The sequence below is a fragment of the Fictibacillus terranigra genome (assembly GCF_030412265.1).
Classification (GTDB): Bacteria; Bacillota; Bacilli; order Bacillales; family Fictibacillaceae; genus Fictibacillus_C; species Fictibacillus_C terrinigri.
The window spans coordinates 133,716-150,274 of the sequence record NZ_JAUHLN010000002.1; the positions used below are offsets into that span (position 1 = coordinate 133,716).

General features: G+C 37.4%; 20 protein-coding genes and 3 pseudogenes. 21 read left to right on the top strand and 2 right to left on the bottom strand.

All coding sequences use genetic code 11. The annotated features are described in order from the left end of the window. Positions 1-455 precede the first annotated feature (455 nt). Positions 456-590 carry a hypothetical protein gene (locus QYF49_RS08450; RefSeq protein ID WP_290399193.1) on the top strand — a complete coding sequence of 45 codons (135 nt, stop codon included), beginning with the start codon at positions 456-458 and terminating at the stop codon, positions 588-590. Here the strand turns inward: QYF49_RS08450 and sda are convergent. Then, a complete protein-coding gene (sda, locus tag QYF49_RS25725) occupies positions 587-739 on the bottom strand; it encodes a sporulation histidine kinase inhibitor Sda (protein WP_354005816.1) in 153 nt (50 codons plus the stop codon). The genes QYF49_RS08450 and sda overlap by 4 nt on opposite strands. Positions 740-1,088: 349 nt before the next feature. On the opposite strand from sda, the gene QYF49_RS08455 reads away from it, so the two are divergent. From QYF49_RS08455 to QYF49_RS08490, 8 genes are all read left to right on the top strand, one after another. Beyond that, positions 1,089-1,319 carry a hypothetical protein gene (locus QYF49_RS08455; protein WP_290399194.1) on the top strand — a complete coding sequence of 77 codons (231 nt, stop codon included), beginning with the start codon at positions 1,089-1,091 and terminating at the stop codon, positions 1,317-1,319. 880 nt (positions 1,320-2,199) lie between these two features. Beyond that, on the top strand, positions 2,200-2,355 hold the full coding sequence (locus QYF49_RS08460; RefSeq protein WP_290399195.1) for a hypothetical protein: 156 nt from the start codon (positions 2,200-2,202) through the stop codon (positions 2,353-2,355). A 26-nt stretch (positions 2,356-2,381) separates the two neighbouring features. Next, complete coding sequence (locus QYF49_RS08465) at positions 2,382-2,570, top strand: hypothetical protein (protein WP_290399196.1); 189 nt, start codon at positions 2,382-2,384, stop codon at positions 2,568-2,570. 494 nt (positions 2,571-3,064) lie between these two features. After that, on the top strand, positions 3,065-3,235 hold the full coding sequence (locus QYF49_RS08470; RefSeq protein ID WP_290399197.1) for an imidazoleglycerol-phosphate dehydratase: 171 nt from the start codon (positions 3,065-3,067) through the stop codon (positions 3,233-3,235). Between the two features lie 88 nt (positions 3,236-3,323). After that, entirely contained in the window at positions 3,324-3,479 is a 156-nt protein-coding gene (locus tag QYF49_RS08475) for a hypothetical protein (RefSeq protein WP_290399198.1), read from the top strand. A gap of 318 nt (positions 3,480-3,797) precedes the next feature. After that, positions 3,798-4,640, top strand: coding sequence for an STAS domain-containing protein (locus QYF49_RS08480; protein WP_290399199.1), 843 nt, complete (start codon positions 3,798-3,800; stop codon positions 4,638-4,640). Positions 4,641-4,899: 259 nt separating this feature from the next. Continuing rightward, on the top strand, positions 4,900-5,109 hold the full coding sequence (locus QYF49_RS08485; protein ID WP_290399200.1) for a hypothetical protein: 210 nt from the start codon (positions 4,900-4,902) through the stop codon (positions 5,107-5,109). Between the two features lie 192 nt (positions 5,110-5,301). Next, positions 5,302-5,532 (top strand): hypothetical protein, encoded by a 231-nt coding sequence (locus QYF49_RS08490; protein WP_290399201.1) that lies wholly within the window; start codon positions 5,302-5,304, stop codon positions 5,530-5,532. A gap of 133 nt (positions 5,533-5,665) precedes the next feature. Here the strand turns inward: QYF49_RS08490 and QYF49_RS08495 are convergent, their stop codons facing one another. Further along, on the bottom strand, positions 5,666-5,938 hold the full coding sequence (locus tag QYF49_RS08495; RefSeq protein WP_290399202.1) for a stage V sporulation protein S: 273 nt from the start codon (positions 5,936-5,938) through the stop codon (positions 5,666-5,668). Between the two features lie 353 nt (positions 5,939-6,291). Between QYF49_RS08495 and QYF49_RS08500 the strand changes: the two genes are divergently transcribed. The 12 genes and pseudogenes from QYF49_RS08500 to QYF49_RS08555 all read left to right on the top strand — a co-directional run. After that, positions 6,292-6,465 (top strand): hypothetical protein, encoded by a 174-nt coding sequence (locus QYF49_RS08500; protein ID WP_175501783.1) that lies wholly within the window; start codon positions 6,292-6,294, stop codon positions 6,463-6,465. A 382-nt stretch (positions 6,466-6,847) separates the two neighbouring features. Further along, positions 6,848-7,911 (top strand): annotated as a pseudogene (locus QYF49_RS08505) (IS1595 family transposase). A 33-nt stretch (positions 7,912-7,944) separates the two neighbouring features. Continuing rightward, on the top strand, positions 7,945-8,433 hold the full coding sequence (locus QYF49_RS08510; RefSeq protein ID WP_290399203.1) for a GNAT family N-acetyltransferase: 489 nt from the start codon (positions 7,945-7,947) through the stop codon (positions 8,431-8,433). A gap of 201 nt (positions 8,434-8,634) precedes the next feature. Beyond that, positions 8,635-9,312 (top strand): GntR family transcriptional regulator, encoded by a 678-nt coding sequence (locus tag QYF49_RS08515; protein WP_290399204.1) that lies wholly within the window; start codon positions 8,635-8,637, stop codon positions 9,310-9,312. Between the two features lie 180 nt (positions 9,313-9,492). Further along, a complete protein-coding gene (locus QYF49_RS08520; RefSeq protein ID WP_290399205.1) occupies positions 9,493-10,857 on the top strand; it encodes an FAD-dependent oxidoreductase in 1,365 nt (454 codons plus the stop codon). Between the two features lie 227 nt (positions 10,858-11,084). After that, a complete protein-coding gene (locus QYF49_RS08525) occupies positions 11,085-12,392 on the top strand; it encodes an Nramp family divalent metal transporter (protein ID WP_290399206.1) in 1,308 nt (435 codons plus the stop codon). Positions 12,393-12,505: 113 nt separating this feature from the next. Beyond that, positions 12,506-12,631 (top strand): hypothetical protein, encoded by a 126-nt coding sequence (locus QYF49_RS08530; RefSeq protein WP_290399207.1) that lies wholly within the window; start codon positions 12,506-12,508, stop codon positions 12,629-12,631. Positions 12,632-12,653: 22 nt separating this feature from the next. Next, a complete protein-coding gene (locus QYF49_RS08535; protein WP_290399208.1) occupies positions 12,654-12,833 on the top strand; it encodes a hypothetical protein in 180 nt (59 codons plus the stop codon). 666 nt (positions 12,834-13,499) lie between these two features. Beyond that, positions 13,500-14,291: a 6-carboxyhexanoate--CoA ligase gene (gene bioW, locus QYF49_RS08540; RefSeq protein ID WP_290399209.1), complete on the top strand. Its 792-nt coding sequence runs from the start codon at positions 13,500-13,502 to the stop codon at positions 14,289-14,291. Positions 14,292-14,345: 54 nt separating this feature from the next. Next, positions 14,346-14,921: pseudogene (locus tag QYF49_RS08545) on the top strand (aminotransferase class III-fold pyridoxal phosphate-dependent enzyme); the annotation flags it as partial. Next, positions 14,911-16,083, top strand: coding sequence for an 8-amino-7-oxononanoate synthase (bioF, locus tag QYF49_RS08550; protein WP_290399210.1), 1,173 nt, complete (start codon positions 14,911-14,913; stop codon positions 16,081-16,083). The pseudogene QYF49_RS08545 and the gene bioF, both read left to right, overlap by 11 nt. After that, a pseudogene (locus QYF49_RS08555) lies at positions 16,080-16,236 on the top strand (AAA family ATPase); the annotation flags it as partial. The gene bioF and the pseudogene QYF49_RS08555, both read left to right, overlap by 4 nt. Positions 16,237-16,559: the final 323 nt, after the last annotated feature.

The following is a 16,559-nucleotide window of genomic DNA, read 5'->3' on the forward strand; positions in this document are numbered from 1 at the left end:
TGCATTGGCGGTGTTAACCGAGCTATCCAACACCAGACTGGTTATGCTTGTGACGATGTTGAATGTTCAACTTTCCCTTTAATCTGAATTTCCATTCTAATAAAGAAGGTTATTGATGATTGAAAGCGCTTCTTATAAAATTTAGGTAGACACAAATCTATAATAAAGGCGTATCCCCCAATATTCAAGAAGGGACTTTATCACCACATATCAAAAAAAATTATATTTTTACACAAGAATCTATTATATTGGCTTGTACTAAAGAATATACAAAGAAGAGAATACCATCTTTAAGAGTTAATATCACAGTGGAATGTATGACAAAATCTGGTTGTAATAACGATTTGGATGGTATCAGAGGTACAAGAACATACAAAATCGGTAGTTAAACATAGTGGTACCAAAAAAAAACAGTAAAATGAAATTTATGGAATTAAGGAGAAAAGAGGGAAATCATGAACATAGAAATTGTTTTAAGGGAACTGATAAAGGACTTTGAGGAAAAACTTAAAAGGGAGTTACACCCAAAAGAAGTCGATTTCTTAAAAGACATTCTCTCCTATGAACGAGATGACGAAACATCCAGTTAAATCTTTTGTAATTCCTTTTTTATATTTCTTTTTTTTAATTCTTTAGCGAGTAAGTCAATAAAATCCTGGGCTAACATTAGATTTTTTGCTTCAATGTAAGCCTTCATTAGAGACTTGTTAGACATCTTGTCTAAAGTCATCTGTACCATTCCTTTCTAACCGATCAGACACTTTATGTACAATTATAATAACGTTTTTAACAAAAATTAACCCTTATTTTGTCCTATTGTTTCGACAATTTCTTTATTTTTGTTCATTTTGAACAATCACCGATTGATCGTTGTAGAAAAGCGGATACACGACGTGGTGAAAAGCTTATGTGGGTGAGATTGCAAAAAATAGAGCACGAACAGAATGAGGAAAAATTTAACTACGTATGGTAAAAATAATGATAGTGTCCTTGTTTTCTCTCATTCAAAAGGTTATTTTTTGTTTCACGTTGTAAGAATAGTTCAATCATATTAAGATAAAGAGAGTGAGTGGAAGAGGAGGGATGTTATGAACAAGTGTAACATGGATCACTCAAAAGATGATGTCAAACGTAAATACGAGGCACGGAAGGAAGAACTTCCAGAAGATATTTGTGGGTTGTTTGATGATTTTTTAAACAGGAATAACTCACAACCCACCTTAAATGAGATGTTTCATCTTCTCAAAAAATATGATTTAGCGGATGAATTGGAAAGATTAGAACGAAATAGAAAAATGAGATCGTTACTTCTTAAATAGGGATGTAATAAGCCTTCTTATTACAGGAGTGCTGACAATTCAATAGGCATTTTAGAACTTGTGTCGATCTTTCGACATAAGTTCTTTTTGATGGGGAATTTTTATGATAGGAAGAATAGAAGAAACGGTCTAAATCGTTTTTCGGAATATGCCCCTTTAAATGACTATAATTTCACGTACCTTAATTTTATCAAAAAAAAGATGAATTTTCTTTTTACTTTCTATACCCGCCCATTGTTATTAAGCGAAGGAACTGACTGCCTGCAAAAGAATGCCCTTGTGTGAGGTGAAAACGCTCACTGTGTTTCTTTTATTTTGTTTAATTCGCAATGTGAAAAGGGATGGCTGCTTGTTTGTTTTAGCTTCATGGTCCATCGTTCAGCTTTACGGCGTTTTAGAAAAGGGACATTAACACCATTATACATTCCTGGATTTGTTTTAAATTTTAAAACAGCTAGTTCTGCAGCATCTTATCTTTCACCGAATTAGTAACATAAGATTCAACTCATTACCTAAGATTCCCTGAAAACAGGTTTGAAATAGGTATGAATGCCTGTTTCATATCTAGCTCTTAATTAAAAAACCAAAGGTCGGGAGGAATTGGACATTAACCAGAAATATTTGGTCATCTTAGATATAGTTGAATCCTCTCCAACAAATAAGAAAATTCAACAAAACAAAGCTAGAAATTACATTGGAGTAAGGAGATGCTTAATTGCTTTTGCTTGCTGGTACAGTTACATCACAAGTTAGACGGGTATATGAAGTTAACCTCTTAGTCCTCCAAATTCGATTTATACACGGACTTAGGCGGCCATAAGGATGGACAAGAATGGGCTATGCGTTTATGTAAGCATTACTTTCCAGGAGGTGTTAAGGTATGGCAAAGTCAGTAGACGTAATAGTATCAATACCTAAAGGTTACACTGTAAGAAAGGTGAGTGATAAAATGCTGCGTCATGATATTGAAAAATTTGAAGATAACTTTCCAGAGGTGTTTACACACTTCCAAAGGATCCTAAGAAGGCGCGCCTAAAGGTAAAAGCTTTGGCAGAGTATTGCATGAAAAAAGGGAAGAGTCCGAAGAGCTTACAGAAGAAGAACGACAGCAGTTTCTGGAGCATTAATATGGACCAACGAAAGAAAGATCTCCTAAAAGAGATCGAGACTTTTGAAGCTGTTTTTCCAGATGGAGTTTATGCGGTTCCTCCTAAACAAGGTCAGCCAAGAATTAAGGTGCGAAATGTTTAAATACTGCAGGCAGAACGGTAAGGAATCTGAAGAGCTAACTGAGAAAGGGAACAATTCTATGATTATGAGAAGCAGCAGGGAAACCTGCCGCTTTTAATACTTCAAAAAAACTTAGGTATTGGCGTTTGATCCAAAAACTTGGAAACTTATTTACCTAAGGTTTTGTTAATAAATAAGCAGCTCCTTTTGTAAAATAGGGCTGCTTATTGCTATGTAGTATGTTGTTAATTTATTGGTGCGGAGCGTTCATGACCCCTCTGTTATAAATTCTTCTGCGTTTTACATTTCTTAATGTATGGTTATTTTTTCTTCTTCAAATCCCAGGGGTAAATAGCTGAAGATTGGCACTCCCAGTCTTAGAAAACATGGTGATGCCATCCCGGCTCCAATAACAAACAATACAATACAATTTTCTACTTTATATTGAACAATGAGTAAAAGGCAACGTATAAGCAATACTATGAAGGAAGTTTTTGAATAAAGGAGGGAATGTAATGACAAGTCGCAATGGCAGCAAAGGAAGCCAAAATCAAGGTTCACCACAAGCACAAAACAATCTAGAATTTAGCAGTGAGTTTGTGAGTGGGGATGATAATAAAGGAAAAGAATATCGTTCTAAAAAGGGTAGTAAATCAAAGAGTGATCCAAAGGAAAGCGGAGCATAAAAAATCGTGAGGTAAACGCCTCACGATTTTTAACATCATCGTCTTTGCGATTGGCGGGTGCGCAGCAGATGAAACACCTGCAGAATTCATGAGTATTCAGCGTGATTCTAAAAAGAGTGATGAAGTTCGCTATAAAAGGGGATTAAGAAAAAAAGCCCAAGTTTGCCTGCTGGAATGTAAAGCTGAAGATCCAGCCTTTTCTGGTGGTGCTGGAGGTAAGCCAATACGAGGCGGAATAATTTAACTGATTTCGCAGTTTATTGTCATAAGTTTGTGACTTATGCAAAAAGGCCAATGTGGTGTGAAATCTGCATACAGCTTTGAAAAACGCCCGTTAGTAACGCGTTTTTTAATCATACACACAAACTAAAATTGAAGGTTATTGTGACAATAGCATTCAGGCATCCAAATCAGGTGGCCTGTTTATTTTTTTGTATAAAAAGGTTTGATTACAAAGGAGAATGGGAATATTTTTATAGTTAATTTAAAAACTCTTCAAAAATAAAGGAAATTTAAAATAGGAAAAGAGATAATTTTTTTACCACTGGAAGGAGAACAGCAAATGGACAGAGTACAGCAAAGAGAAATTATTGAGTTTATCATCAGTCGGAGAGAAGAGTTTCAAAATAAGCTGTTATCCGAAGCTGTAGAAGTCGCGCCTAAAATAAATGATATTTTACAATCAGGGAATATTGATCTTTTGAAAAACGCTGAGAAGATGGTAACGTATGTGGTGGAAAGGAAAGAGAACGAACTCATTTCCTTTGCCAAGCAAGAAGGGATAGCCTGGGCAGAGCATTCTTTAACTCTTACTCTTAAGCTGGAGTGGGTACATGCGATTAGAAGGACGGTCTGGCACTACCTGTTTAAATACGATCAACTGAATACCCATGTAGTCAGTATTTCAGACTACAGAGCAATGATTTATGAGATGGAGACGCAGATCAATGACGGCATCGATAATTTTCTTAATAGCTTTTTCATTAGTTATTCATCTTATAAAGATGAATTAATCAGCTCTCAGCGAAAAATAGTTGAGCATTTATCCGCGCCAATTATACCGATCAGTCCTCATATAGCCGTCCTTCCTTTAATCGGTTTAATTGATGTGTACCGTATGGATACCATTGAGGAAAAAATATTGATGGATATTTCAAATTTAAAAATCCGAACGTTAATCATGGATCTATCAGGCATTACAGATATGGATATTGAGGTAATACACCAGTTTCAAAGAGTGATGAGCGGGGTTTCCTTGATGGGATGTGAAGCGGTCATTACCGGTCTGCGTGCAGAACTTGTCAGGAAAATGATTAATTTGGATATTTCGTTTGATGAGTATGCATCAACTAAAGGTACGCTTCAGCAAACATTAGCCGATTATTTAGATGCAAATCTGATTTAATACAGGAATGGTCAACACATTCCGTTTTTACTTTCTTTTTTGAGGGAAAGGAATACTCCTCAAAACTTATTGAACTAATAAATGGGTTTAAGAAAAAGCGATTTTTTCCGTCAAGTCAGGAAAAAAATTTTACTTTAATAAAAAATTTAGGTTTAATTTTGATAATCAACAAAGGCGGAGCATCCAAATTGGGTGCTCTTTATGATAAAGGAATATCCTGGCTTCTTGTCCAATTATTAAAGCGGAAGGAGGTTATAAAATGGATTACAGTCCTTTGTTGAATAGATTAAAAAACGCCAGTCAAAACGGTGAAACATTTACAATTTTTATAAATACAATTAGTGATAAAGAAGATGATCAAGTAATGAGGACAGCGAAGAATCTCCAAAGTGAATTGTTTATACATTTAAGAGTTTGTGAAAAACAAAAAGATGGCGTGTTGCTCTCAGGAATGATTGAGCAGCTATAAATTTTTTAGGCATCCTTTAGAGGGTGTTTTTTTGTTGCTGCTTATAGAGAAGACTTTGAGGCCATACCAGGCACTTAATGATCGGGGTGGTCGAATCAATTTGTATCCATTAATAGAAATCTCGAATTGTTGGTGTTTATGCCAAATCATTCAGGGTAAACACTATAAAAACAATAGAGCGGAGAATGAGATATGATAAGAAAACCAGAGGAATATAGACATGAACTCATTGCAGGTAATAAGAAGATTTTTTCAGGAACTGGTGAACAACTTTTGTTATTGCTATCTAATAATAAACCCATTATATCAATCGGTGACACAATTAAACTGCACGGAAATAAATTTTTTGTAAGGCGAGGTATGTTTATAAATAAAAAAAATCAAAAAAATCTTATTAGGTATTATTTAGAAACAGCCTTATAAAAATGGATGAATAAATAACGGGTCACCATAGAGTAATCTTTTTCGTAGCTATATCCCATATTAAAATTAAAAACCTTTTGTTAAGGCATGCAAAAGAAGCCTTTTAAACAGGTATTTTTAACATAATGAAAATCTATCGTTTTTTTCTTGGATCTACCCTTAATTTTATTGCAGTTTTTTCTTGATTATCGATTAAAATAGGTATAAAACCAGGAACAAAGACCAAATCAAGACCAGCGGGAGCTACGAATCCTCTTGCAATCGCAATGGCTTTAATCGCTTGATTTAATGCACCGGCTCCCAACACTTGAATTTCTACAGTACCTGTCTCCCTAACAACGCCTGCTATTGCGCCCGCAACTGAACTCGGCTTTGATTTTGATGATACTTTTAATAGATTATCCATATAGCTGGGTCCCCCTGTTATTTGATCGCATTGATTTCATTACTAGAAGGAATATATATTCATATCTAAATCAAACAGAAACTATTAAAGCGTAATACTCATGGAATGTAAGGTCATTAAAGGGCTAATTGATTTAAAAACCTTTCGCGATTTCTGTGAACAGCTGAATCTAGTTTCTTTCATTATACATCTTGTTTCTATAGAAACTATCTTTTTCGATTTGTTCTGTATATTAATAGTACTGGAATGACTTTGAACTCATCATAAAGATGATCATTTACTGTTCTTCCTTCTTTCATGTTTAATCTTTGTATCAAAGGCAAGAATAGTGCTAAAGACAAGGAGTGAATCCATTGGAACCTAATTTATCAGCAAAAGAAGTGATCATGCAGATTCAGGAGCTTGAAAACAGGGGAAATTCATTAAGCAAAAAACAAGTGAAACAAACTCATCCTGAGCTCATGCGTAGCGCTTTATATTACTATCCGAGTTGGCAACATGCACTTGATGTAAGTAGCATAAGTTGACGAGAGCCCTGTCCAACGACAGGGCTCTCGGCCGGATAAGGTGCTACGAACAAACCACCTCCACTCCAATTCATATAAATAATTCAAAAGGACTTTATTTAATGCCCTGTAATCCATCTTAGAAATTATGGTGTTGTTGCTATTTAGCAGTAGCATGATACTTTTGAGTAACCTTTTTGACTGTTAATAATTAGGACAAACTGAAGTGAATCATATGCTAACCGTCTGGAAAAGTACACGCATTTATGATGAGCTTAATAAACACTATCTAGAGCTTCATTGTTTAATTTTTGGCTATGTTAAATTACAATGTTGATATTTGATAAATTCGAACGTTTGTTCTATAACTAAGGTAACACTATCGTTCGGAGATGATTTTCCTATGGACCTAAAGGATTTGAAAAAGCGTGCTGATGTTTTAGACAACAGCGGCAAGCTGGAACTCTTCCACTTTTTGCAATCTCGTATCACGGGAATGACTACTCCTATACGTGCGATCGATGAAATCCAGGAGCTAAAAGCATAAAGCTGGTCTTGTCTGCCCACATTGCGATAGCCTCTCGGTTGTGCAATTTGGAAAATACGTGATTAAAACCCGTACTGGGGAGGTTAGACGGCAACGTTATCGCTGTAAATCCTGCCGTCAAACGTTTAACGATCTCACGAATACTCCACTTCAATGCACCAGAAGACCTCACCTTTGGGTTCGATTCATTGAATTTATGATTGAGTGTTTTTCGCTGAGGAAATGTGCCGAGTTGTTGCATGATGAGGTAACTCATGTAACCCCTATTATTGGCGGTATAAAATTCTTTCTACTCTGAAACAAATTTCAACGGAATCATTCCAAGGTATCATCGAGATGGATGAGACCTATTTCCTCTACTCTGAAAAGGGGAAAAGAAACATCTCTGAACGCAAGTCCCGTAAACGCGGCGGCAAAGCTAAATATCGGGGCATCAGCAACGACCAAATATGTGTATTGGTCGCCCGTGATCGTCAGAAGATGACTTTCTCCGGCGTTCTTGGACGTGGGCGTATTCGGACTACGAAATTGGATGAGGCTATGGCGGTCATTTATCAGAGTCGAATGTACTTTGTACCGATTCATGGCGTGCATTCAGTTCCTACGCCAATTCGAAAGGTTTAACCCATTACCGCTTCAAGTCCGACTGGAAACAGCGTGTGAAAGGGGTTTACCACACTCAGAATGTAAACAGCTACCATAGCCGTTTGAAGCGTTGGATTGACCGCTTTAATGGCGTTGCAACAAAATATTTGCAACATTATTTGGCTTGGTTTCGTTACTTAGATAGCAAGGAATAGGAGAATACTGCGTCGAATAAGAAAAATATGTTAATCACTTCTTGCCTGTTCACTGTAACAGAGACAAATACTAATCTTCGAAGGTCAGCTTTGAAAGAATACTTCAATATAACTGTCTAAATTAATCTGTGGTTTGAAAAAAATTTTACTTGAATGAGGTGTAATGTGGAAATCGTGTTGTTGCGTGACGTAATCGAAGATGACCTATTGATTTTTTTTGAACAGCAGTTGGACACGACAGCCAATTTTATGGCTGCCTTTACTTCTAAGGACCCGTCGGATAAGATTGCTTTTAAGGCACATTGGGAAAAGATTTTAAACAATGAGACGATAATAAAAAAGACGGTAATTTATAGTGGAAATGTGGCAGGACATGTCTCATGCTTTGAACAGTTCGGTGAACGGGAAGTCAGCTACTGGATCGGACGTGAATACTGGGGGAAAGGTGTCACGACCGAAGCACTCTCTCAATTTCTGGATTGTATAACCATTCGCCCCCTTTATGCTCGTGCGGCGAAGGATAACATTGCTTCCATTCGCGTATTAGAAAAGTGTGGCTTTGAGATAAAAGGAGAAGACAAGGGATACTCCAATTCACGAGCTGAGGACGTTGAAGAATATATCCTGAAGTTATCTCTATAAAAAGTCAATGTTGACTCAACTAACAAGGACACTCAGAAGGCGGTTAGCTTTATTCCCAGAATCAACACTAAAGCTTAACATAGCCTAATTTTTAAAAACAGTGTATGCTTTATTTAGATTTATATCTTGGATTTCAGTTATTATTGACTTAATGGTTTTCGAAAGTCCAGACTTATTACTAAGAAAAAGGAATGAATCCTCATGACTTTGGAAGAAGAAATCAAACTAGAGCCACTTGGTGAATTACCAACTTATTTACCATTGCGAGAGGTTGTTTATCAAACTATCAAAAAGGCAATATTAGACGGAAAGTTAAAGCCTGGGCAACAATTGAGTGAGAATTCAATTGCAAACATGCTATCAGTAAGCCGTACCCCGGTTCGTGAAGCTTTTCGAAGTTTGGAAAATGAAAACTTGGTTTCCGTACTTCCAGGCCGCAAAGTAATTGTTTCGATTCCTACATTAGAGGAAATTCAGGAAATCTATGAAATTCGAATGATTGTAGAGATGGAGGCACTCCGTAGGATCTTACCAGATAATTATACGATTATTAATCGACTTGAGGCTTATGTAAAAAAGGCAGAATTACTTCTCGAAGAGGAAAATGTTGAAGAGCTTAACCATATAAACTCTGAGTTTCATCTTACCATTATATCAGCATTACAGAATAACAAATTACAACAGTTTATTCATTCACTGCAGGATACGATATCTAGATATCGTATCTATTCTTTAAAAAACTCTAAATGGGCAAAAGGTTCTGAACAGGAGCATGTCCAGATTTTAAATCACTTAAAACAAGGGGAAACCGAATTAGCTGTTGGTATTCTAAGAAAGCATCTATTAACAGCAAAGGAAGTATTAAGAGACATGTTGTAAATAAACAATCATTTCCACAGTTTAAAAGCTTAAATTGAGTTCGGTCATTCTGATTACTTTCAGGTGGCTTTTTTTTATGCTATGAATGGATATTAAATTTTGAATATTTACAATTATATGAAAACATTTTATAATACATGTATACAAGGATACAAAGATTCGAAAAAAGGAGGAAAATTTATGTATGAAATGGATTGTGATGTATTAGTAATTGGGGGCGGGGTAACTGGAGTGGCGGCTGCTACTGCTGCAGCTAGGAATGGAGCCAAAACGATTCTAATAGAATCAAAACCTTTTGTTGGAGGAAATGCTACTACTGGACTTTGTTTGCATAACTTTATAACAAAATTGGGGCGACAGGTGGTTTTTGGGATTGCCCAAGAAATGGTTGATCGATTAGTTATGATGGGTGGAGCTGTAGGTCATATTCCATACGGAACCTTTGTACATTCCGTCACTCCTGTTGATGGAGAACTGTTTCGAGTCCTATCTACTGAATTATTAGATGAAGCAGGAGTAATCGTTTTGTTAGGCTCTAATGTTGTTGGAACTGAGTCAGAGAGAGGGAATATTAAAGGAGTTAAAGTTGCTGTAAAGGGCGGGATTCGTACTATCAGGGCGAAAGCATATATCGATGCCAGTGGAGATGCCGATGTAGCTGTTTCTGCAGGAGCGAATTATACAAAAGGTGATCAAAGTACTGGTAAAATGCAACCGGTTTCAATGGTGCTTCGTTCTTACGGAACAAATAATCAAGAAATCGCTGATGCCATAGCTGTCTCAAAACCTGCGATGGCAACTCGCTCTGATCATCCAGAGCCGTTTCCAGTATATTTTAATGGTACGTTCAGTAAGTGGAATGACATCATTCTTGAAAATAATATCTTCCCTAATAAAGATCACAAGGTCTTTTTCAATACCGTATGGCCGAACCACATTAATGTGAACACTTCAGCTGTGATAGGTGTTGATGGTACGGACCCCCTCGCATTATCCAGAGCCACCGTAGAATTAACAAAGCAAATGTACCGAATTAGCCAATTCCTAAAAGATAACGTTCCCGGATTCCAGAATGCTTATTTTGTTCCATCTGCATTTGCTGGTGTAAGAGAAACCAGGAGAATTGAAGGACTTTATGAGATCAGTGATGAAGACTGTATTGCAGGACGTAAATTTGAAGATACAATTGGGCAGGTTTGTTTCCCTGTTGACATTCACGATCCAGACACCGGTCAGGCACATTTTTATGAAATTGGAGACGATGGTGCTTTCGATATTCCTTTCCGTGCAATGGTTCCGAAGTATGTGGACAATGTTATAGTAGCAGGCAGATGTATCTCAACCACTTCCTTTGCACTGGGGGCAACTCGGAATATGGCACCATGTTTAGTAATGGGGCAGAGTGCCGGAGTTGCAGCAGCAATCGCGGCACACAACAATGAGCTTATAACTGAACTCGATATTCAGAAGCTTCAGGGCAAATTAGAGGAACAAGGTGTATTTTTAGGTGATAGCAAAAAAAAGGTGACGAATTCACCCCATTAAAGAAAATGACATCATGTGGGCTTAGAATCCAACTTAAGCCCTTGGGGAATTACAGACAATTCCTCAAGGGCAATCGTTGATTTTCAAGACTTGAGGATTGAAGGCAAAGCAACTTAATAGGAATAACAAATACCTTTTTAGAGGAGCGAGCTTTCCTTAAGTAGAAATAGTTGCTTCATAGTTTGCAAAAACAAATGCTAGTTTTTTATAAAGGGGAGGAGTAACAGATGTCATTACCCGTTCAAAAAACAGTACAGCAAAAGCGACCACAATTAGCCCGCATTCCCTCCAACTTCAAGGAATATATGATTTCGTTTGGACCAGGAATAGTAATGGTTCTAAGCTGGTTGGGCGCAGGAGATCTTGTCGATATGTCCGTTTCAGGTGCCCATTATGGTTATAATCTTATGTGGGGATTGGTTATAGCCTTACTTCTAAGATATATCTTAGTGAATGTAATTTCCAAATACGCCTTATGTAATGTCCATGGGGAAACAATTATTCAAGGTTATAATCGAATAAATAAATTTTTGCCCATGTTTTTCGGTATAGCCAGTCTTTTGCTCGCGCATTTTTATGCAGCTTATCTTGTTAAAGGTGCCGGAGAAGCATTAGTGAAACTTACTTCAGTGGGAAACACATTCATCTGGTCAATTGCCGTTGTTGTCGTGGCTCTTGTTTTAGTTGGAAATGGTATTTATAACTATGTTGAGATAACAATTAAAGGCGTTCTTATAGTAATGGTTATCAGTCTAGTGGGAAGCGCATTATGGGTCGGTCCTAACGTTGCCGATATCGCAAAAGGGACGATCGCATTTAGTGTCCCGGATAATGTGGGTGGGTTAGACACTTTGGTTTTTGTCTTTTCTTTAATCGGTGCTGTGGCCGGTTCAATGTCAAATTTGATTTATCCCTATCTGTTTAAGGAAAAGGGCTGGGAGGGTCCATCCTATCTAAAACTTCAACGCTATGATCTCTTGTTTGGGATTGCAATGATTATTCTAATCGATCTAGCAGTTTGGACACTCGGCGCTGAAATTCTCCATCCAAGGGGTTTAACAGTTGAGAGTGTGGGAGATATGGCTCAAATGTTAACTTTAACACTCGGTATACTTGGAGGTATCCTTTTCTATCTCGGGGTTTTAGGTGCTTGTGTTAAGACCGTCATCGTTTATGCACTTGGCTTTGGAACTCTTTTTGTAGATGCTATTCATACTACCTTCCCTGAAAGAGCGAAAAAATATAATCGTGAGTATACTAAAGATCCTGTTTACAAAGCCACTCTTCTTGTTACAGTAATCTCTCCCCTTATTTGGGCACTACCATCAATGCCTGGATTTGTATACTTAACTATTGTTGTTAACGCATTTCAAATCATTCTTTTACCTGCAGTTGCCATAGGATTAATGGTGTTAACGAACCGGAAAGAGCTTTTAGGTCAGTATGCCAATAATTGGTGGGAAAACATGCTATTACTATGCTTGATTGGTTTGACTCTTTGGTCAACATGGCATTTAATCGTAAGCTTATTCTAATTTGAAAAGAATAGCACCTATCTGAAATCTTCATTTTCAATTATATTGTTTGTAAGCGGTTGCATTAACGAGCTGAGTTTAGTATTGATCTTCGAGCACAAACGAATAGGGCGATGGAAGCTTTAACACAGAGTGTAATGAGAGCGGTTCAATATGCAGGAGAAGGCAATGGCGCCGAAGTACAACTTGAAATTCGGGCACAAATGGTAGCAGCAGAGAAGAACCCCCTTTTGGAATAAATCGGGATAGGCGGTTCGAGAGATGCTTGGTGTAAGGACCCTCGTCCATCCTCCGGTTACTCCAGGAGGCGAAGATTTTCATTTCTATACAATCGAAAGACCTAATATTCAAGCAACGATGGTAGGGCTAGGTACAGGCTTAGAACCTGGTCTTCATCACCCAAAGATGAAAAGTAACTTAGAAGTATGCGGAATGGCGTAGCGATTTTATTTTGACATAAAAAAGCATCATAATGATGATCATTAGCATGCAGACTCTAAAAAAAGAGTCTGCTCTTTGTTTGGTTAAAGCATGTATGCCATTACGGCCGAGACGAAGCTAAGTATCATACTTTAAAGAAATAATACCTCTGTCATCTTTCGAACTTTGTTGCATTTTGTGTAATCACTCCGACCTCATCACAGATTCCTGTGAAACAGCATAAGTTTTAAATTACAAGAAAGAATGGGCTTTAATATCATCAGCGGTACAGGATGTACCCAAGTTTAAGACACATTAGGCCCGTTGCCATGCATCTGGAAGTTTGCTTCTTCGTAAGCGAACCTTCACAAGTTTGCGTCTATCATTGCTTCCTTATTAAACAAAGAAAGGCATGTAAATTCATTTAACAATATTGACAGAATAGAGTAAGAATCTTAGAATTTAATTTGTTAACCATTTTTTTATTTTGGTTTACATTAAGGGATAGTGCGTTTGAAAATGGAATTTCAGATTAATTTTGATTTTTTTGTTTTCATTACAGAAAATCCATTAAAAACCATTGGGTTGGTAGACCGTTAATTATTGCGCGGTACAAGGATATTAAAAATGACTACGCACTTTCACTAACAAGATGTTGAAGCAAATTCTAGGGGGGAGAATAAAAGGATGCAAGAGGGAAAGTTTTATAGCGTTAGAATGAGAGCTGCAAAAAATGGATCTCATGAACAGGGTGGAAAGCATATTTCTGGTGGGGAAAAACTTTCAACTTTAAGCCATATGAAACATGCTGTGAATGCCTTATTGGAAAAGGGCTTAACTCATTCAAGGGGTACACCAGATTTTATGCAGATTCAGTTTGACTCTCTTGACGAGCCTATAAAACTAATTAAGCCTTTACAAATTGAGACAAATGAAGTGGAATCAGTTGAAATAGGACAAGCATTGTCTTGGAATCTGTTAGAAAAGGTTGGTATTTCTAGACAAATCATTGAAAAAGCGTATACATATATGACTCAATATTCAGGAATCAGAGGCGCTATATTGATTGACATACATTTAGGCGAACGAATTGATTATAAGAACGAAAAGGGTGTGCGTGTTTCCAGAATGGACTGGATGAACACTAATTTTGAAAAATGGGCTGACTACTACAAGGTTCCTAAAAATTCCAGAGTTAAAGAGGCGCTTGTACTTGCAACAAAGGTGTGTGAGCATCCGGCAACTGTCGCAGAATTATGCTGGTCAGATGATCCTGAATACATAACAGGTTATGTTGCAAGTAAAAAGCTAGGCTATCAACGTATTTCTAAGCTGAAAGAATACGGAGATGAACGAGGCTGTCGAATCTTCTTTGTTGATAGCTCAAAAGACGAAGATCTAAATTCATATATACAATATTTGGAAAAACAGCCTGTTATCATCCAATGGGGGGAAGAGAATGACTCAAGAATGGATTGAAAAAAGTAAAAAGTACCTTTGGCTACCTTTTACACAAATGAAAGATTATGATGAAAACTCTTTGCCTGTGGACATGAAAGTGTGCAACCAGATTTGATGGCAGCTGGGAAGGGGATTTCAGGAGGCTATTTACCAGTAGCTGCAACATTTACAACTGAAGAAATCTACATGACATTCTATGATGACTACGAAAAGTTAAAAACCTTGTTCCACTGCCATTCTTATACGGGAAATCAGCTCGGATGTGCGGTTGAGATCGAAAATTTACGTTTGTTTGAATCTGAAAAAATCGTAGAACAGGTAGCCCAAAAAGCAGAGGACCTAGATTTACTCCTTAATGAGCTACAATCACTCCCTCACGTGGGAGATATCAGGCAGCTTGGTTTTATGTGTGGAGTAGAGCTTGTTCACTCAAAGGAAACAAAAGTGGCCTATCCTTCTAAAAAACGAGTAGGCTATCAGGTTTCCTTAAAGATGAGAGAGCTCGGTATGCTAACGAGACCATTGGGCGATGTCATTGTCTTTATGCCTTCACTTGCCAGTACAAGGGAAGAACTAAAAGCAATGGTAACGATCATGAAAGAGGCAATTATTGAGGAAACAAATGAGGTAACAAGTGTTGAAGTTTGATGGATGGTTAAACCGACGATTAGACAAGACGAAAGAGGTTGGCTTGTATCGAAAGTTACGAACAATGAATACAGCTCCTCGACCTGTAATGTCTATAGATGGTCAGAGACAAATCGTCTTTTCATCAAATAATTATTTAGGGCTGGCGAATGATAAACGATTGGTCAACGCAGCAGGAACGATACTACATGATTTTGGAGTAGGAAGTAGTGGCTCAAGGTTAACTACAGGGAATTCTGAATGGCATGAAAAGCTCGAAGAACGAATCGCAAGCTTTAAGCAAACGGAAGCAGCCCTTCTGCTTTCAAGTGGTTATTTAGCTAATGTCGGTGTACTGTCATCTTTACCTGAAAAAGGGGACGTAATATTAAGCGATCAATTAAATCATGCGAGTATTATTGATGGCTGCCATCTATCAAAAGCTGACACAGTCATTTATAACCATGTTGATATGGATGATCTTGAAGAAAAGCTGAAAGAAACAGAATCTTATCAGCGACGTTTTATTGTAACAGATGGAGTATTTAGTATGGATGGTACGATTGCGCCGCTTGATATGATTATGTCACTTGCTAAACATTATCATGCTTTCGTTATCGTTGACGATGCACATGCAACCGGTGTTTTAGGAGATGACGGCAGGGGCACTAGTGAATATTTTGCTGTTTTTCCTGATGTAGTGATTGGGACTCTAAGCAAAGCCATTGGAACGGAAGGTGGTTTTGTAGCTGGTTCGAAGGTGTTAATTGATTTTCTGCTAAACCATGCTAGAACTTTTATTTTTCAAACAGCTATCCCACCATCCATCTGTGCTGCTTCGTATGCAGCCTTGGAGATTATTGAACATAGTAAAGAAAAGCGCAAACTGTTGGTTTCAAAAGTAAAACAGATAAAAACTAGTCTAGAAGAAATGGGTTATACCGTGAAGGGGGACTATACACCAATTATTCCAGTGATTATTGGGGATACCGAAATGGCTGTAATATTTTCGAACAGACTACAGGAAAAAGGAATATACGCACCTGCTATTCGTCCACCAACAGTACCAATAGGAGAAAGTCGCATTCGGTTGACTGTCACCTCTGACCATAGTTTTAAAGAAGTAGATTACTTGTTAGAGTCATTTAATTTAATTGGAAAAGAGTTGAACTTGATTAATTGAAGGGTTTATTTGTAACAGGAACTGATACTGGAGTAGGGAAAACAATTATATCTTGTGGACTTGCAGCAGTATTAAACGAGAATAAAGATCGATGTTGGAGTATTTAATCCATTGTTAAGTGGCATTTGTAACCGTCAAGAACAATTGAACACTTTTGATGAATTCGTTCTATTCCGATCAACATCGAATCCTGCTTTCTCAAATATCTCCCTGGGCCGTTTCCCATTATCATAATGATCGGATAAAACTACGCTTGAACTCATCCATATAGGTAATTCCTTTTGGGCTTACTGATTTAACGTGAGGAGTCTTCAAATCATCCCCGATTTTTCTTCAATATACAGAAAAGCACCCTATAGGTAGACTTTTTAGTGTCTATTCTATAGGGTACATATTATGATGGGTTTAATCTTTTAAAGCTACCTTCGATAACCCGTTCATTACTTGCTTAAGGCACCTTCACCATTTACCGTTAT